The following is a 13916-nucleotide window of genomic DNA, read 5'->3' on the forward strand; positions in this document are numbered from 1 at the left end:
GATTAGCGGGTACCGTAAACGACAATGGTTTTGCCGTGTGCGGAGATCAGGTTTTGATCTTCCAGCATCTTCAGGATACGGCCCACGGTTTCACGGGAGCAGCCCACGATCTGACCGATTTCCTGACGGGTAATTTTGATCTGCATGCCGTCCGGGTGGGTCATCGCATCCGGCTGTTTGGCCAGGTTCAGCAGAGTCTGCGCGATACGACCCGTCACATCGAGGAACGCCAGGTTGCCGACTTTCTCAGAGGTAACCTGCAGACGACGCGCCATTTGCGAAGAGAGACGCATCAGAATGTCCGGGTTAACCTGGATCAGCTGACGGAATTTTTTATAAGAGATTTCAGCCACTTCACAAGCGGTTTTTGCCCGTACCCACGCGCTGCGTTCCTGGCCTTCTTCAAACAGGCCTAACTCGCCGATAAAATCGCCCTGGTTGAGGTAAGAGAGGATCATCTCTTTGCCTTCTTCGTCCTTGATGAGAACTGCCACTGAGCCTTTTACGATGTAATACAGCGTCTCTGCTTTTTCACCCTGGTGAATCAGCGTGCTCTTCGAGGGGTACTTATGAATATGGCAATGAGACAAGAACCATTCGAGAGTCGGGTCTGTTTGCGGTTTGCCAAGCACCATGCGCGGTTATCCTCTGTTATAAGCTCTTCCCGGCGGCAAAAACCTGACGGCCACCGGTTGCAATAGTATCCTTCCCGTTACCTGGGAAGTCGGCTGTCGAGTTACGCCGCAGCCTGTAATGTGATGTCCTCTGCATACATGCAGTACGTTTATGTATTACCGTAGCATCCTGACTGTTTTAGCATAGCTTTCGCCGTGTGTCTCCTGGTGTCTCGCTTCAGCATGACGGCGATCGCCTTCCATTGCGAGAATTGTTATGTGCGCGTAATCTGAGAAGAATATTGCAACCTCGGAGTTAAAAATTATGCAAGCGCGTGTGAAATGGGTTGAAGGGTTAACCTTCCTTGGCGAGTCCGCTTCCGGCCACCAGATTCTGATGGACGGCAACTCTGGCGATAAAGCGCCAAGCCCGATGGAAGTCGTGCTGATGGCCGCTGGTGGCTGTAGTGCTATCGACGTGGTGTCTATTCTGCAAAAGGGCCGTAATGACGTCACCGATTGTGAAGTGAAGCTGACGTCCGAGCGCCGTGAAGAAGCGCCGCGACTGTTTACCCATATTAATCTGCACTTCATTGTCACCGGTAAAGCGCTGAAGGATGCGGCGGTATCTCGTGCGGTCGATCTGTCGGCGGAGAAATACTGTTCGGTTGCGTTGATGCTCGAAAAAGCGGTGAATATCACCCACTCTTACGAAGTGATTGAGGGGTAAACCCTTAACAAGGGCGTATGCCGTGCGACTGTCGGGTGGCGGCTACGCCTTACCCGACCTACTCGTTTCGCAATATCCTGTAGGCCTGATAAGCGAAGCACCATCAGGCTTAAGGTTTAGTTGCGGCCTTCCATTAAACGCTGCACCAGCGGCGTCATAATCAATTCCATTGCCAGCCCCATCTTCCCGCCGGGAACGACCAGCGTATTCATATGCGAAATAAACGATCCCTGAAGCATGGCCAGCAGCCACGGATAGTCGATGTTTTTAAGATTACGGAAGTGAATCACCACAAAGCTCTCGTCCAGCGATGGAATACTTTTCGCGGCGAAGGGGTTAGACGTGTCGACCGTGGGCACGCGCTGGAAGTTGATGTGTGTGCGTGAAAACTGCGGGGTGATGTAGTTGATGTAGTCTTCCATTGAGCGCACCACCGAGTCCATGACCGCTTCGCGCGAGTGGCCGCGTTCGCTGGTGTCGCGAATCATCTTCTGGATCCACTCAAGGTTTACGATCGGCACCACGCCGACCAGCAGATCCACGTGGCGGGCCACGTCGTGCTGCGGCGTCACCACGCCGCCGTGGAGCCCTTCGTAGAATAGCACGTCGGTAGGCTCCGGCAGGGGCTGCCAGGGTGTGAACGTGCCGGGCACCTGGTTCCACGGTACCGCTTCGTCGTAGGTGTGCAGGTATTTGCGCGACTTCCCTTTACCGGTCAGGCCGTAATCGCGAAAAGTCTGTTCCAGCAGACCAAAGTCATTGGCATCCGGACCGAAGTAGCTGATATGGCGGCCCAGATCGCGGGCCTTGCGGATCGCCATGTCCATTTCCGGGCGTGTATAGCGGTGGAAGCTGTCACCTTCGACCTCGGCGGATCGCAGGTTAAGCTGGGCGAAGATTTTACGGAATGCGAGGCTGGTGGTGGTCGTACCCGCTCCGCTGGAGCCGGTAACGGCAATAACCGGGTGTTTGGCAGACATGCGAATAACTCCCTGAATACGTGACAGCAAGCAGCGTGCTTCCTGTCACTAGTATAGTTAACCGCGGAATTGGTTACGGGGCATGATATTGACGGTCTCGTGAAGTTCTGACCAGACCAGCACCGCTTCGCCTGTTTGTAGCTGCTGTTTGACGTCGGCGACCTTTTGCGCAAGTGAACGCTCATATTCACCATAATCAGTGCCTTCGCGCAAGACAAAGCTTTCAATCAGGTTATCCAGCGTTTGCGGGTCGAGGTCCTGCCATGGAATGATCATCCTTTCGTCCCCAGCCAGCGCATCAGCCAGGTGGGGATGCGTTTCTCCAGCCACATTTCCGGGTGGCGGAGAGTCCCACCGATAAAGCCCACGTGCCCGCCGTGCTCGGTCAACTGATACTCGACGTTATCCGGCAGCTCTTCCTGGGCGGGAATAGAATGATGATCCATAAACGGATCGTCCTTAGCGTGGATGATCAGCGTCGGCTTGGTGATTTTGCTTAAGATAGGCATCGCGCTGCATTGACGATAGTAGTCAATGGCATCGGCGAAGCCGTGAATTTTTGAGGTAATCGAGTCGTCAAACTCGCGGATGCGACGCATGCTTTTCAGCTGGCGTAAATCTACCGGCAGCGAGCCGGGATAGGCCTTGAGCTTGCGGGCCGCGTTGCCCTTGAGCAGATTGAGCAGGTAGCGCTGGTAGACGCGGGAAAAGCCCTTATCCATATGATAACTACAGGCTTCCAGCATAAACGGCGCTGAGACGATCGCCGCGGCATCCACCGGGACGTTATCACCTTCTTTCGCCAGCAGGCAGGCGAGCATATTGCCGCCCAGCGAATAGCCCACCGCTGCGGTCGGCACATGGCCGTATTCGCGCGCCAGCCAGTGCAGGAACCAAGTGCCATCTTCCGTTTCACCGGAGTGATAGATACGGTTCAGGCGGTTGGGCTCGCCGCTGCAGCCGCGAAAGTGCATCACGACGCCCAGCCAGCCCTGTTCTTTTGCCGCATTAATTAAACCGTGAGCATACGGGCTGTACAGGCTGCCCTCCAGCCCATGGAACACCACCAGGCGCGGTTTATGGCGCGCGGCCTGCGGGTCTTCACTCCACGCCAGATCGACAAAGTCGCCGTCCGGCAGCTCAAGACGCTGCCAGTGCGGCGTGAACTGCAGCTTACGGCGAATAAGGCGCGGCAGCATCGTTTGCAGATGGCGATTGCTGACGCCGCGCATCGGCACGAAGGTGGCGCTGCTGCAGGTGTCGATGTTGAGGTCGTGGTGGGTGGTTTCAGTCATGGCTACGCGATGTTTACTCGTTAATCTGCCGCCTACTATACCGTCACTTTGCCCTTGTGTTTATGAAAATGAGGCATGCGTAGCGCTTTTTATCCCTTTGGAGTCTGATCCTCCTCACAAATTGTTACTTCAATTATTACTCTCAAGCTAATGATTCTTTCCTACGCTTAATTGATGACTTTCTCACCAGAGTGCACACTCTTATCTGTGTTAAGCAATCAAAATGATTAGCTGAATCAGGAGGTTAATAATGTTATCTGGGCAAACGCCAGCACGCGTCTGGAACACGCGCCGCACGGAAAAACAGCGCCGTCTGGCTTCCGTTCCGGTGCAGGGTAAGGTTCTGCCGACCGCAGACCTGACCGCGATGCTGGAAAAACTGATCGCGCCGGGTGACCGCGTGGTATTAGAAGGCAATAACCAGAAGCAGGCAGATTTCCTGTCCCGCATGCTGGCTGAGGTTAACCCGCAGATTGTGCACGACCTGCACATGATTATGCCAAGCGTCGGGCGTAGCGAGCATCTGGATATTTTCGAGAAGGGCATCGCGCGTAAACTCGACTTCTCTTTCTCCGGTACCCAGAGCCTGCGTATTTCGCAGCTGCTGGAGGATGGCCAGCTGGAAATCGGCGCCATCCATACCTACATCGAACTTTACTCCCGCCTGTATGTTGACCTCGCCCCGAACGTGGCGCTGATCGCTGGCTACAAAGCCGACCGTAAAGGTAACCTCTACACCGGGCCGAGTACCGAAGATACCCCGGCGCTGGTGGAAGCTGCCGCATTCCACGACGGCATCGTTATCGCACAGGTTAACGAGCTGGTGGACGACGAGTGCGACCTGCCGCGCGTCGACATTCCTGGGTCGTGGATTGACTACGTTGTGGTTGCCGACAAGCCGTTCTTTATCGAACCGCTGTTTACCCGTGACCCGCGCCTGATCAAACAGGAACATATCCTGATGGCGATGATGGCCATCAAAGGTATCTATGCCGAACACCAGGTGCAGTCCCTGAACCACGGTATCGGTTTTAACACCGCCGCCATCGAGCTGCTGCTGCCGACCTACGGCGAACAGCTGGGCCTGCGCGGCAAAATCTGTAAACACTGGACGCTCAACCCGCATCCGACGCTAATCCCAGCGATTGAAAGCGGCTGGGTAGAAAGCGTGCACTGCTTCGGCGGCGAGCTCGGGATGGAAGAATACATCCGCGCCCGTCCTGACGTGTTCTTCACCGGTGCCGACGGCTCTATGCGCTCTAACCGCGCCTTCTGTCAGCTGGCGGGGCAGTACGCGGTCGATATGTTCATCGGCTCAACCCTTCAGGTTGATGGCCTGGCCAACTCCTCTACCGTGACCCGCGGTCGTCTGTCCGGATTCGGCGGTGCGCCAAATATGGGTCATGACCCGCACGGTCGTCGTCATGCGACACCGGCGTGGCTGAATATGATCACTGAGCCAGACCCCATGCAGCGCGGTAAAAAACTGGTTGTGCAGATGGTCGAAACCTTCCAGGCCGGCGCGAAACCGACCTTCGTCGAAAAACTGGACGCGGTTGACGTGGCGAAAGCCTCCGGCATGCCGTTAGCGCCGGTCATGATCTACGGCGACGACGTGACCCACGTCCTGACCGAAGAAGGTATCGCTTACCTCTATCGTGCGAAAGATCTCGAAGAACGCCGTGCGATGGTGGCGGCGGTTGCCGGTATCACCGACATCGGTCTGGGCGTTGATGCTAAACGCGTGGCTGAACTGCGTCAGAGCGGCAAAGTGGTCTATCCGGAAGATATGGGTATCCGTCGTACCGACGCGACTCGTTCTCTGCTGGCGGCCAGCAGCGTTGCTGACCTGGTTGAATGGTCTGGCGGTCTGTACAACCCACCTGCGAAATTCCGGAGCTGGTAATGAAACTTCTGCCCCAGATTCAGGTTGAAGGCGGTGCCGAATGGCTGGCGCGAACCGCCACGCAGTGTCTGATTGACGAAGCACGATTAAGCCCGAAACCCGGTCTGGTGGACAGTCGGGGGAACGGCGCGCACCACGATTTATCGCTCGCGCTGATGGAGCGTTCGGCGCACAGCCTGACCCCCACGTTTCAGGCGCTAGCGCAACAAAGCTGGCAGCGTCCGGCGGATATTGCGCTGAGACAAACCGTAGGGCGACTCGGCCGTGCGGGTGAGAAACAGATGATGGCCGCTACCGACGGCGTAAACACCCACCGCGGCGCGATCTGGGCGCTGGGGCTGCTGGTGAGCGCGGTGGCCATGCACGGCGGTACCGGCAGTGCGCAGCAGGTTGCGGCCACCGCCGCCGAGCTGGCGAAGCTGCCCGATGCTGCCGCACCGAAGGTCTTCAGTAAAGGGCTGCGCGCCACGCATCGTTATCAGGTGCCCGGCGCGCGCGAAGAAGCGCAGCAGGCGTTTCCACACGTGATGCAGCGTGCGCTGCCCCAGCTACGGCTGAGCCGCCTTAACGGCAGCAGCGAAACGCACGCCCGGCTCGACGCGCTGATGGCGATCATGACTTCGCTGACCGACACCTGCGTTTTGTCGCGCGCGGGTCTGGAAGGGCTGGACGCTATGCAGGACGGCGCACGTGCGGTGCTCAGCGCCGGCGGCAGCGCCCATCCGGCAGGGCAACAAGCCTTGGCCGCGCTCGATCGCCACATGCTGGCGCTGAACGCCTCGCCGGGCGGCGCGGCGGATCTGCTGGCCGCGACCCTGTTTCTCGATCGCATCGAATCGCCTTATTTAAAGCATTAAGAGGATGTTATGGAACACATTACGTTAACCGTACCGGCCAGCCGCACCTTACGCGGTAAAGCGCTGGCAGGCGTTGTGGGCTCCGGGGATATGGAGGTGTTATTCACCGCCGACCAGGGCCAGACGTTAACCGTCGATATCACCACTTCTGTCGATAACAGCCGCAGCCGCTGGGAAGCGCTGATTAACCGTCTGCAAACCGTCAGCAGCCTGCCGGCTGGCACGCTGACCATCCACGACTTCGGCGCGACGCCGGGCGTGGCGCGCATCCGTATCGAACAGGTTTTTGAAGAGGTGAGCTATGCGTGATGACCGCAGTTTTATCGAATTAAAAGCGCGCCAGCGTGCGCATGCGCTGCTGGATGAAGGCAGCTACCGTGAACTGCTCGACCCGTTTGAAGGCGTGATGTCGCCGTGGCTGGGCGCGCAGGGCATCGTTCCGCAGGCCGATGACGGCATGGTTGTGGCAAAAGGCACCATCAATGGCAAACCGGCCGTGGTGGTGGCGATTGAAGGCGCATTCCAGGGCGGCAGCATGGGCGAAGTGTCCGGTGCCAAAATGGCGGCGGCGCTGGAGCTGGCGGCGGAAGATAACCGCAACGGCATCCCAACGCAGGCCGTTCTGAGTCTGGAAACCGGCGGCGTACGTTTACAAGAAGCGAACCTGGGCCTGGCGGCGATTGCCGATATCCACGCGGCGATTGTTGACCTGCGTCGTTATACCCCGGTGGTTGGCATTGTGGCCGGTACCGTGGGCTGCTTCGGTGGGATGTCCATCGCGGCGGCGCTGTGTAGCTATCTGATTGTGACCCGCGAAGCGCGTCTCGGCCTGAACGGCCCGCAGGTTATCGAACAGGAAGCCGGTATTGAAGAGTATGACTCCCGCGATCGTCCGTTTATCTGGAGCATGACCGGTGGCGAAATTCGCTACCAAAGCGGCCTGGTGGAAGCACTGGTTGGCGACGGCGTCAACGCAGTCAAAGCGGCGATGCATGAGGCGCTGGCGAAAGGCGTTCCGGCGAAACATCGCACCGATAACTATGCCTGGTATCTCGACCGTCTGACGAATTTCGATACCCGCAAACAGGCGGATACCGAACAGATTCATGCGCTCTTCGCCCGGGAGGTGAAATGATGAGTAACGCAATGAGCCGTGGCGAATTATGGCTGGAAACGCTGGTTCCGAACGCCAAACGAATCGAAGGGCTGTGCCCGTCTGTGCAGGCTGCTGACGGCGAACTTAACGGTGAAACGGTGCGTTTTGTTGCCGTGGTGCCGGATGCCAATAACCACTTCCCGCGCGCAGCGAAAGGGGAAGTCGGTCTGCTGGAAGGCTGGACGCTGGCAAAAGTGGTCAGTGAAACCATCGCCGCAGACGCTGATAAAGCGGTGAAACGTCCGATTGTGGCGGTGATTGATGTACCAAGCCAGGCCTACGGTCGCCGTGAAGAAGCTTTCGGTATTCACCAGGCGCTGGCCGGTGCCGCAGCGGCGTATGCCAACGCGCGCCTGGCAGGTCACCCGGTGATTGGCCTGATTGTCGGTAAAGCGATGTCCGGTGCGTTTCTGGCGCACGGCTACCAGGCGAATCGCCTGATCGCCTTCAACGACAAAGGCGTGCTGATTCACGCCATGGGTAAAGAGTCGGCGGCGCGTATCACCCTGCGTACCGTTGACGCGCTGGAAAAACTGGCGGCGACGATTCCGCCAATGGCGTATGACATCAGCAACTACGCCACGCTGGGGCTGCTGGAAAATCTGCTGGATATCAGCAATCCGGATGCGCCATCTGCAAACGATCTGACGCTGGTGGTGAACACCTTGCAACAGGCCATCAAAGACGCTCGTCAGGACCCGACGCTGAAAAGCCGTCTGGGCGCTGACAATCGCCGCAGCTCTGCCCTCGTACGCGAACGCATGCGGGCAAGCTGGTAAGAAAAAAGAGACCTGCCGGATGTACGGCTCCATGGGCGCTTCCCAGCGCCCATGCGGGCACTTGCATCTGAAAAATAATAATCATCGCGCCAGTGCTAACTTTTTTTCATTACAGGTGAAATATGACTTACGTAATTGTTCATGCTCTTGCTCCGATTTTCGTCATCATGCTGCTGGGATTCTGGGCCGGGAAGGCCAAAATGGTCGATAACAAAAATGTCTCCCTGCTCAATATCTTCGTGATGGACTTCGCGCTGCCCGCCGCGCTGTTTAGCGCTACCGTACAAACGCCGTGGGCCGGCATCGTGGCGCAGTCACCGCTGATTGTGGTGCTGACGCTGGCGATGTGGATTACCTATGCCGCTATCTACTTTATGGCGACCAGGTTGTTCAATAAATCACCGCAGGATGCCGCCGTGCTGACCCTGACTGTGGCGCTGCCAAACTACGCTGCGCTGGGCCTGCCGATTCTGGGGAGCGTGCTGGGTGAAACCTCGTCTACATCGCTTTCCGTTGCCGTTTCCATCGCTTGTGGTTCTGTGTTGATGACGCCGTTCTGCCTGCTGATTCTGGAACGTGAAAAAGCGCGTGCGGAAGGTGGCAACTCCGGTTCTACGCTGTCTATGCTGCCGGTACTGATGTGGCGTTCAATTAAAAAACCGATCGTAATGGGCCCGCTGCTGGGGGTTATTCTCTCCGCAATTGGCATCAAAATGCCGGACCTGGTGCTGGCGGCGATCAAACCGCTGGGCCTGTCTGCGACCGCGGCTGCGCTGTTCCTGACCGGGGTGATTCTGTCTGCACGTAAATTGCAGATCAACACCGTCGTGATTACCTCAACCCTCGCTAAGCTGCTGATTCAACCGGCGATTGCCTGGGCTATCGTTCTTGTTCTCGGCCTGCATGGCTCGGTGGCGATTACCGCGATCCTGATGATTGCGCTGTCTGCCGGTTTCTTCGGCGTGGTATTCGGTAACCGCTTTGGCGTGCAGTCGCCGGATGCAGAAGCCGTGCTGCTGTTGAGCTCCGTACTGTGTATCCTGTCGCTGCCGCTGTTTATCTCGCTGACTTCAGGAATCTAAATCATGAGCACAACATTACGTCCACACGACCTTATCTGGCTGAATGCGCGCGACGCGCTTGAAGATGTCACGGAATCCTGGGTGGATACCGTCTGGCATAGCGGCTTGCCGGTAGTGGTGCGACGTGATGTTGATGCGCAGGGGCGCATTCCGGTGGGCGTCCGCGGGATGAAGCGCGACCAGCGCGCCGCCGGTTGGGTGAAAGCAGAGGCGGTCGTCCGCGTCTGCTCGCCGGAATCGCTGGTAGACCCGCTGTCGCTGCTGCGCTCGCCCTTTATCTCTCAGCCACCGGTTCAGGTGGCTTTGTTATTGGCGCAGCAGGCATGGCCGTGGACGTGGGGGATTACCGGCAGTACTGGCTATGCGCTGGCGACCGGGATCCCGGTTATCCATGCGGCAAGCGATCTGGATCTGTTGATCCGCGCGCCGCAGCCGCTCTCCCGTGAAGCGCTGGAAACGTGGCAGCAGCAGCTCACCGCCGGACTTTGCCGGGCGGATACCCAGGTGGATACGCCGCGCGGCGGCTTTGCCCTCAATGAATGGCTGCGCGATGGAAAAGCACTATTAAAAACCTCGCAGGGGCCGCAGTTGGTTCGCGACCCGTGGGGCAGGGAGGAGTGATGAAAATTCTGTTTACCTTCCCGGGGCAGGGAACGCAGCACGCAGGAATGCTGCAAAACCTTCCGGGGACGGAACTGGCCCAGGCGCGTGAGGTGCTTGGCGCTGAGGTTGATACGCTGGATACCCCTGAGGCGCTCAAACATACCCGAGCCGTTCAACTGTCTCTGCTGATTGCTGGCGTTGCATGGGCGCGCGAGCTAGAGCGTCGTGGTGTAGCGCCTGATATCGTCAGTGGACTCTCCATTGGCGCGTACCCGGCGGCGGTGGTTGCCGGTGCGCTCGACTTCGCCGACGCGCTGACGCTGGTCGCGCTGCGCGGTGACTTAATGGAGCTGGCCTACCCGCACGGCTACGGCCTGACGGCAATTATGGGGCTGACGCTGAGTCAGGTGGAAAGCCTGGTAGAAGGCAGCGGCACTTATATCGCTAACCTGAACGCTGAAACGCAGATTGTGATTGCCGGTCCTGATGACGCGATGGCCGACGTGGCGAAACGCGCGATGGCCAAAGGGGCCAGTAAGGCACCTCGCCTGGCGGTGAGCGTGCCGTCGCATTGTGCACTGTTGGCCGAGCCCGCGCACAAGCTGGTTGAGGCGTTCAGCCATGTAACGCTTTCCCGTCCGCGCTACGCCTACCTGAGCGGTAGCACCGGTCGCGTGCTGTGGCAGCCGGAACGTATTGCTGACGATCTGGCGATGAATATGGCGCGCACGGTGCGTTGGCAGGAGGCGGTGATTTCCGCCAACGAACGTGAAGCACGGCTGGCGATTGAAATGCCGCCCGGTGGCATACTGACCTGCTTAACGCGTCAGGCGGCGTGGGAAGGGGAGTCGATTTCTCTGGAGCGCAGCGGCGTGGATGTGGCTGTGCACCTGGCGAAGCGTCTTCGTGCGTGATGTGATTGCCCGATGGCGCTGCGCTTATCGGGCCTACAGGCTGTGTCGTTTGTAGGCCGGTAGCATCGCCATTCGGCAATCAGGCGTTGGGGTTGAGGCTACGCGCATACATGCGGCCTTCGGCGGCCAGCGCCAGCAAGCTAGGGTCGCGTTCGCGGTTACGGGCAAAGACAATCGCAATCAGCTGCCGCATTTGATACGGGTCCGCCAGTTTTTGCAGATGCACCGTATTTTCATACATCTTTTTCATTCGCCCCGGCATCAGGGTAAACCCGACGCCTGCCTGCACCAGACTCAGCATTGAGAAAATATCGTTTACGCGGGTCACAATTTCCGGTTCGAACCCGGCGATATGAAACGCTTCCTGGAATCCGGCATAGGTGGCGAACCCTTCGGCCAGTGAGACAAACTTCTCGTTGCGATAATCGCGCAGATCCGCCGTTTTATGCGTATCCAATGTCGAAGTGATCGGCGCAGCAAGGTAAATATCATCGTGAAACAGCGGCAGTACTTCCAGGCTGTTACGATCGATTTCGCTTTCTGAAATGGAGATCAGAATCGCATCGAGGGTGCCGTCTTCCAGCATCTTCAGCAGGGCTTCATTTGAACCCATCGTGAGATCCATCTCGAGATCCGGGCGACGCAGCTTCATCCCCATAATCAGCCGTGGCACCGTCTCCAGCGTCAGCGAATACAGCGTGCCAACGCGCAGACGGCCCTGTCCGACGCCTGCCGTTTTGCGAGCTTCTTCCAGCCCGCGTTCCATCAGTTGCGTCACTTCCTGACAGTATTCCAGCAGCGTCCACGCCGCCGGTTGGGCAAGCAGATTACGCCCTTTGTGCACGAACAGCGGACAACGCACGTTCTCTTCCAGCGTATGCAGCGCCCGGTGCACGCTGACGCCGCTGATATTCAGCGCCTCAGCGGTACGGGCGATGTTGCCCTTCTCCATAAAGGTCATGAAGATGGTGAGCTTGCGGAAGGTAATGTCGTCGGTGATTGACAGGTTCATCGTCCGCCCTTCTTGTCAGTCGTTTTGCATCATTTGTTCGAGCTGCTCCTGCGCCTCGAGCCACGCCATTTCGCACTCCTCCAGCCCGGATTTGGCGCTGGCCTGAAGCTGCAGGCATTCGGTCATTTCGGCTTTGCGGCTCGGATCGTAAAGGCTGCTGTCACCCAGCTTTTCTTCCGCCTGCGCCAACTGGGCATTGAGTTTCTCCATCTCTTTTTCCAGGCGGGTAATCTCTTTGCGCAGCGGCTGGGTCAGCGTGCGTAGCTCGGCTTCACGGCGCTTCTGGTCTTTACGCGATTGAGCGCTGTTGGCGTTGTTTTCTTTTGGCGCTTCGTCGGCCTGGTTTTCCTGTTTTTGCACGTCGCTCAGCCACTGCTGATAATCTTCCAGGTCGCCGTCGAATGGCTCGACCTTTTTGTCGTGCACCAGATACAGATCGTCAGTGGTGGAGCGGATCAGGTGGCGATCGTGCGAGACCACGACCAGCGCGCCTTCGAAATCGATCAGCGCTTCGGTCAGCGCCTGGCGCATATCGAGATCCAGGTGGTTAGTCGGTTCATCGAGCAGCAGCAGGTTCGGGCGCTGCCAGACGATCAGCGCCAGCACCAGACGGGCTTTCTCGCCGCCAGAGAAACGGGCGGTGTGTTCGGTCACTTTGTCGCCCTGGAAGCCGAAGCCGCCGAGGTAGTCGCGTAGCTTCTGCTCCAGCTCCTGTGGCGCCATACGCGCCAGATGCTGCAACGGCGATTCGTCCGCGCGCAGGAATTCCAGCTGATGCTGGGCGAAGTAACCGAGCTTAATGCCTTTGGCGAGGCCGATTTCGCCGTGCAGCGGCTCCAGTTCGCCCGCCAGCAGCTTAATCAGCGTCGATTTACCCGCGCCGTTGCGGCCCAGCAGGCCGATACGCGAGCCCGGCACCAGGTTCAGCTTGATGGATTCGAGGATCGTGCGATCGCCGTAACCCGCGCTGACCTTTTCCATTTTCAGCAATGGGTTCGGCAGGCTTTCCGGCGCGCGGAAGCTGAAGTGGAACGGGTTATCGACGTGGGCCGGGGCAATTAGCTCCATACGCTCAAGCATCTTGATACGGCTCTGTGCCTGCTTGGCCTTCGTAGCCTTCGCACGGAAACGGTCGATATAGCTTTGCAGATGCGCCACGCGCTCCTGCTGGCTTTCGTACATCGCCTGTTGCTGCGCCAGGCGCGTCGCGCGCTGTACTTCAAACGAGCTGTAGTTGCCGGTGTACTCGAACATCGTTTCTTGTTCGATATGAATAATTTTGTCCACCACCGGGTCGAGGAAGTCGCGGTCGTGGGAAATCAGAATCAGCGTGCCCTGGTAGCTCTTCAGCCATCTCTCCAGCCAGATCACCGCATCAAGGTCGAGGTGGTTAGTCGGTTCATCGAGCAGCAGCAGGTCGGAGCGGCAAATCAGCGCCTGCGCCAGGTTAAGGCGCATACGCCAGCCGCCCGAGAAGTCGCTGACCGGGCGGTCGAGCTGTTCGTTGCTGAAGCCCAGACCGTGCAGCAGGCTGGAAGCACGAGAGCGGATAGTCCACGCGTCAATCGCGTCCAGCTTGCCGTGAACGGTGGCAATGGCGTGGCCATCATCGCGTTCGTTAGCATCGTTGAGCTGAGCTTCAAGCTGGCGATATTCGCGGTCACCGTCAATGACATAGTCCAGAGCGGGCTGAGGCAGCGCAGGGGTTTCCTGGTTTACCCACGCCAGTTGCCAGCTGCTGGGATAGGTAAAGTTGCCGCCGTCGGCGCTTATCTCGTTTTTCAGCAGCGCGAGCAGCGTGGATTTGCCACAGCCGTTTTTCCCCACCAGGCCGACTTTCTGCCCTGGGTTGATGGTGGCCGATGCGTTATCCAGCAGGACACGCACGCCGCGACGAATTTGTAACGAGGAGAAAACAATCATAAGGCGCCGTATGTTCTGAATATGTTAAATTGTCATTGTGGTAATGTAATGTGGTAAGCGAATCG

Annotated in this window: 15 protein-coding genes; 9 read left to right on the forward strand and 6 right to left on the reverse strand. The window is 58.1% G+C overall.

All coding sequences use genetic code 11. The annotated features are described in order from the left end of the window. Positions 1-2 precede the first annotated feature (2 nt). Positions 3-635 (reverse strand): cAMP-activated global transcriptional regulator CRP, encoded by a 633-nt coding sequence (crp, locus tag H7R58_RS02095; RefSeq protein WP_000242758.1) that lies wholly within the window; start codon positions 633-635, stop codon positions 3-5. Positions 636-939: 304 nt separating this feature from the next. On the opposite strand from crp, the gene H7R58_RS02100 reads away from it, so the two are divergent. Next, a complete protein-coding gene (locus H7R58_RS02100; RefSeq protein WP_035894387.1) occupies positions 940-1344 on the forward strand; it encodes an OsmC family protein in 405 nt (134 codons plus the stop codon). Between the two features lie 116 nt (positions 1345-1460). On the opposite strand, the gene H7R58_RS02105 is transcribed toward H7R58_RS02100, so the two are convergent. From H7R58_RS02105 to H7R58_RS02115, 3 genes are read right to left on the reverse strand one after another with little or no spacing between them, the layout of a single operon-like run. Beyond that, the gene (locus tag H7R58_RS02105; RefSeq protein ID WP_106925152.1) at positions 1461-2324 is read right to left on the reverse strand and encodes a phosphoribulokinase; all 864 of its coding nucleotides are present in this window, start codon (positions 2322-2324) and stop codon (positions 1461-1463) included. Positions 2325-2381: 57 nt separating this feature from the next. Next, complete coding sequence (locus H7R58_RS02110) at positions 2382-2600, reverse strand: YheU family protein (RefSeq protein WP_106925153.1); 219 nt, start codon at positions 2598-2600, stop codon at positions 2382-2384. Next, positions 2597-3619: a hydrolase gene (locus tag H7R58_RS02115; RefSeq protein ID WP_106925154.1), complete on the reverse strand. Its 1023-nt coding sequence runs from the start codon at positions 3617-3619 to the stop codon at positions 2597-2599. Before H7R58_RS02115 ends, H7R58_RS02110 begins: the two co-directional genes overlap by 4 nt. Positions 3620-3869: 250 nt before the next feature. Between H7R58_RS02115 and mdcA the strand changes: the two genes are divergently transcribed. From mdcA to mdcH, 8 genes are all read left to right on the forward strand, one after another. Beyond that, positions 3870-5525, forward strand: a complete 1656-nt coding sequence (gene mdcA, locus H7R58_RS02120; protein WP_182929915.1) for a malonate decarboxylase subunit alpha — start codon at positions 3870-3872, stop codon at positions 5523-5525. After that, on the forward strand, positions 5525-6382 hold the full coding sequence (locus H7R58_RS02125; protein ID WP_106925156.1) for a triphosphoribosyl-dephospho-CoA synthase: 858 nt from the start codon (positions 5525-5527) through the stop codon (positions 6380-6382). Before mdcA ends, H7R58_RS02125 begins: the two co-directional genes overlap by 1 nt. A gap of 9 nt (positions 6383-6391) precedes the next feature. After that, on the forward strand, positions 6392-6691 hold the full coding sequence (gene mdcC, locus H7R58_RS02130) for a malonate decarboxylase acyl carrier protein (RefSeq protein WP_106925157.1): 300 nt from the start codon (positions 6392-6394) through the stop codon (positions 6689-6691). Further along, a complete protein-coding gene (locus H7R58_RS02135) occupies positions 6684-7517 on the forward strand; it encodes a biotin-independent malonate decarboxylase subunit beta (protein WP_106925158.1) in 834 nt (277 codons plus the stop codon). The genes mdcC and H7R58_RS02135 overlap by 8 nt, the downstream gene beginning before the upstream one ends. After that, a complete protein-coding gene (gene mdcE, locus H7R58_RS02140) occupies positions 7517-8317 on the forward strand; it encodes a biotin-independent malonate decarboxylase subunit gamma (protein WP_106925159.1) in 801 nt (266 codons plus the stop codon). The genes H7R58_RS02135 and mdcE overlap by 1 nt, the downstream gene beginning before the upstream one ends. 122 nt (positions 8318-8439) lie before the next feature. Then, positions 8440-9399 (forward strand): AEC family transporter, encoded by a 960-nt coding sequence (locus H7R58_RS02145; RefSeq protein WP_182929916.1) that lies wholly within the window; start codon positions 8440-8442, stop codon positions 9397-9399. Positions 9400-9402: 3 nt separating this feature from the next. Further along, the gene (locus H7R58_RS02150; RefSeq protein ID WP_035894378.1) at positions 9403-10020 is read left to right on the forward strand and encodes a malonate decarboxylase holo-ACP synthase; all 618 of its coding nucleotides are present in this window, start codon (positions 9403-9405) and stop codon (positions 10018-10020) included. After that, on the forward strand, positions 10020-10916 hold the full coding sequence (gene mdcH, locus H7R58_RS02155; RefSeq protein ID WP_182929917.1) for a malonate decarboxylase subunit epsilon: 897 nt from the start codon (positions 10020-10022) through the stop codon (positions 10914-10916). The genes H7R58_RS02150 and mdcH overlap by 1 nt, the downstream gene beginning before the upstream one ends. A 79-nt stretch (positions 10917-10995) precedes the next feature. Here the strand turns inward: mdcH and H7R58_RS02160 are convergent, their stop codons facing one another. Further along, entirely contained in the window at positions 10996-11928 is a 933-nt protein-coding gene (locus tag H7R58_RS02160) for a LysR family transcriptional regulator (protein WP_106925162.1), read from the reverse strand. 15 nt (positions 11929-11943) lie between these two features. Further along, the gene (locus H7R58_RS02165) at positions 11944-13851 is read right to left on the reverse strand and encodes an ABC transporter ATP-binding protein (protein ID WP_106925163.1); all 1908 of its coding nucleotides are present in this window, start codon (positions 13849-13851) and stop codon (positions 11944-11946) included. Between the last annotated feature and the right edge of the window lie 65 nt (positions 13852-13916).

Origin of the sequence: Klebsiella sp. WP4-W18-ESBL-05 (assembly GCF_014169075.1) — a bacterium.
GTDB lineage: Bacteria > Pseudomonadota > Gammaproteobacteria > Enterobacterales > Enterobacteriaceae > Kluyvera > Kluyvera ascorbata_B.

Coding starts and splice junctions, on each gene's coding strand:
- crp (WP_000242758.1), bottom strand. CDS start 635: ATGGTGCTTGGCAAACCGCAAACAGACCCGACTCTCGAATGGTTCTTG.
- H7R58_RS02100 (WP_035894387.1), top strand. CDS start 940: ATGCAAGCGCGTGTGAAATGGGTTGAAGGGTTAACCTTCCTTGGCGAG.
- H7R58_RS02105 (WP_106925152.1), bottom strand. CDS start 2,324: ATGTCTGCCAAACACCCGGTTATTGCCGTTACCGGCTCCAGCGGAGCG.
- H7R58_RS02110 (WP_106925153.1), bottom strand. CDS start 2,600: ATGATCATTCCATGGCAGGACCTCGACCCGCAAACGCTGGATAACCTG.
- H7R58_RS02115 (WP_106925154.1), bottom strand. CDS start 3,619: ATGACTGAAACCACCCACCACGACCTCAACATCGACACCTGCAGCAGC.
- mdcA (WP_182929915.1), top strand. CDS start 3,870: ATGTTATCTGGGCAAACGCCAGCACGCGTCTGGAACACGCGCCGCACG.
- H7R58_RS02125 (WP_106925156.1), top strand. CDS start 5,525: ATGAAACTTCTGCCCCAGATTCAGGTTGAAGGCGGTGCCGAATGGCTG.
- mdcC (WP_106925157.1), top strand. CDS start 6,392: ATGGAACACATTACGTTAACCGTACCGGCCAGCCGCACCTTACGCGGT.
- H7R58_RS02135 (WP_106925158.1), top strand. CDS start 6,684: ATGCGTGATGACCGCAGTTTTATCGAATTAAAAGCGCGCCAGCGTGCG.
- mdcE (WP_106925159.1), top strand. CDS start 7,517: ATGAGTAACGCAATGAGCCGTGGCGAATTATGGCTGGAAACGCTGGTT.
- H7R58_RS02145 (WP_182929916.1), top strand. CDS start 8,440: ATGACTTACGTAATTGTTCATGCTCTTGCTCCGATTTTCGTCATCATG.
- H7R58_RS02150 (WP_035894378.1), top strand. CDS start 9,403: ATGAGCACAACATTACGTCCACACGACCTTATCTGGCTGAATGCGCGC.
- mdcH (WP_182929917.1), top strand. CDS start 10,020: ATGAAAATTCTGTTTACCTTCCCGGGGCAGGGAACGCAGCACGCAGGA.
- H7R58_RS02160 (WP_106925162.1), bottom strand. CDS start 11,928: ATGAACCTGTCAATCACCGACGACATTACCTTCCGCAAGCTCACCATC.
- H7R58_RS02165 (WP_106925163.1), bottom strand. CDS start 13,851: ATGATTGTTTTCTCCTCGTTACAAATTCGTCGCGGCGTGCGTGTCCTG.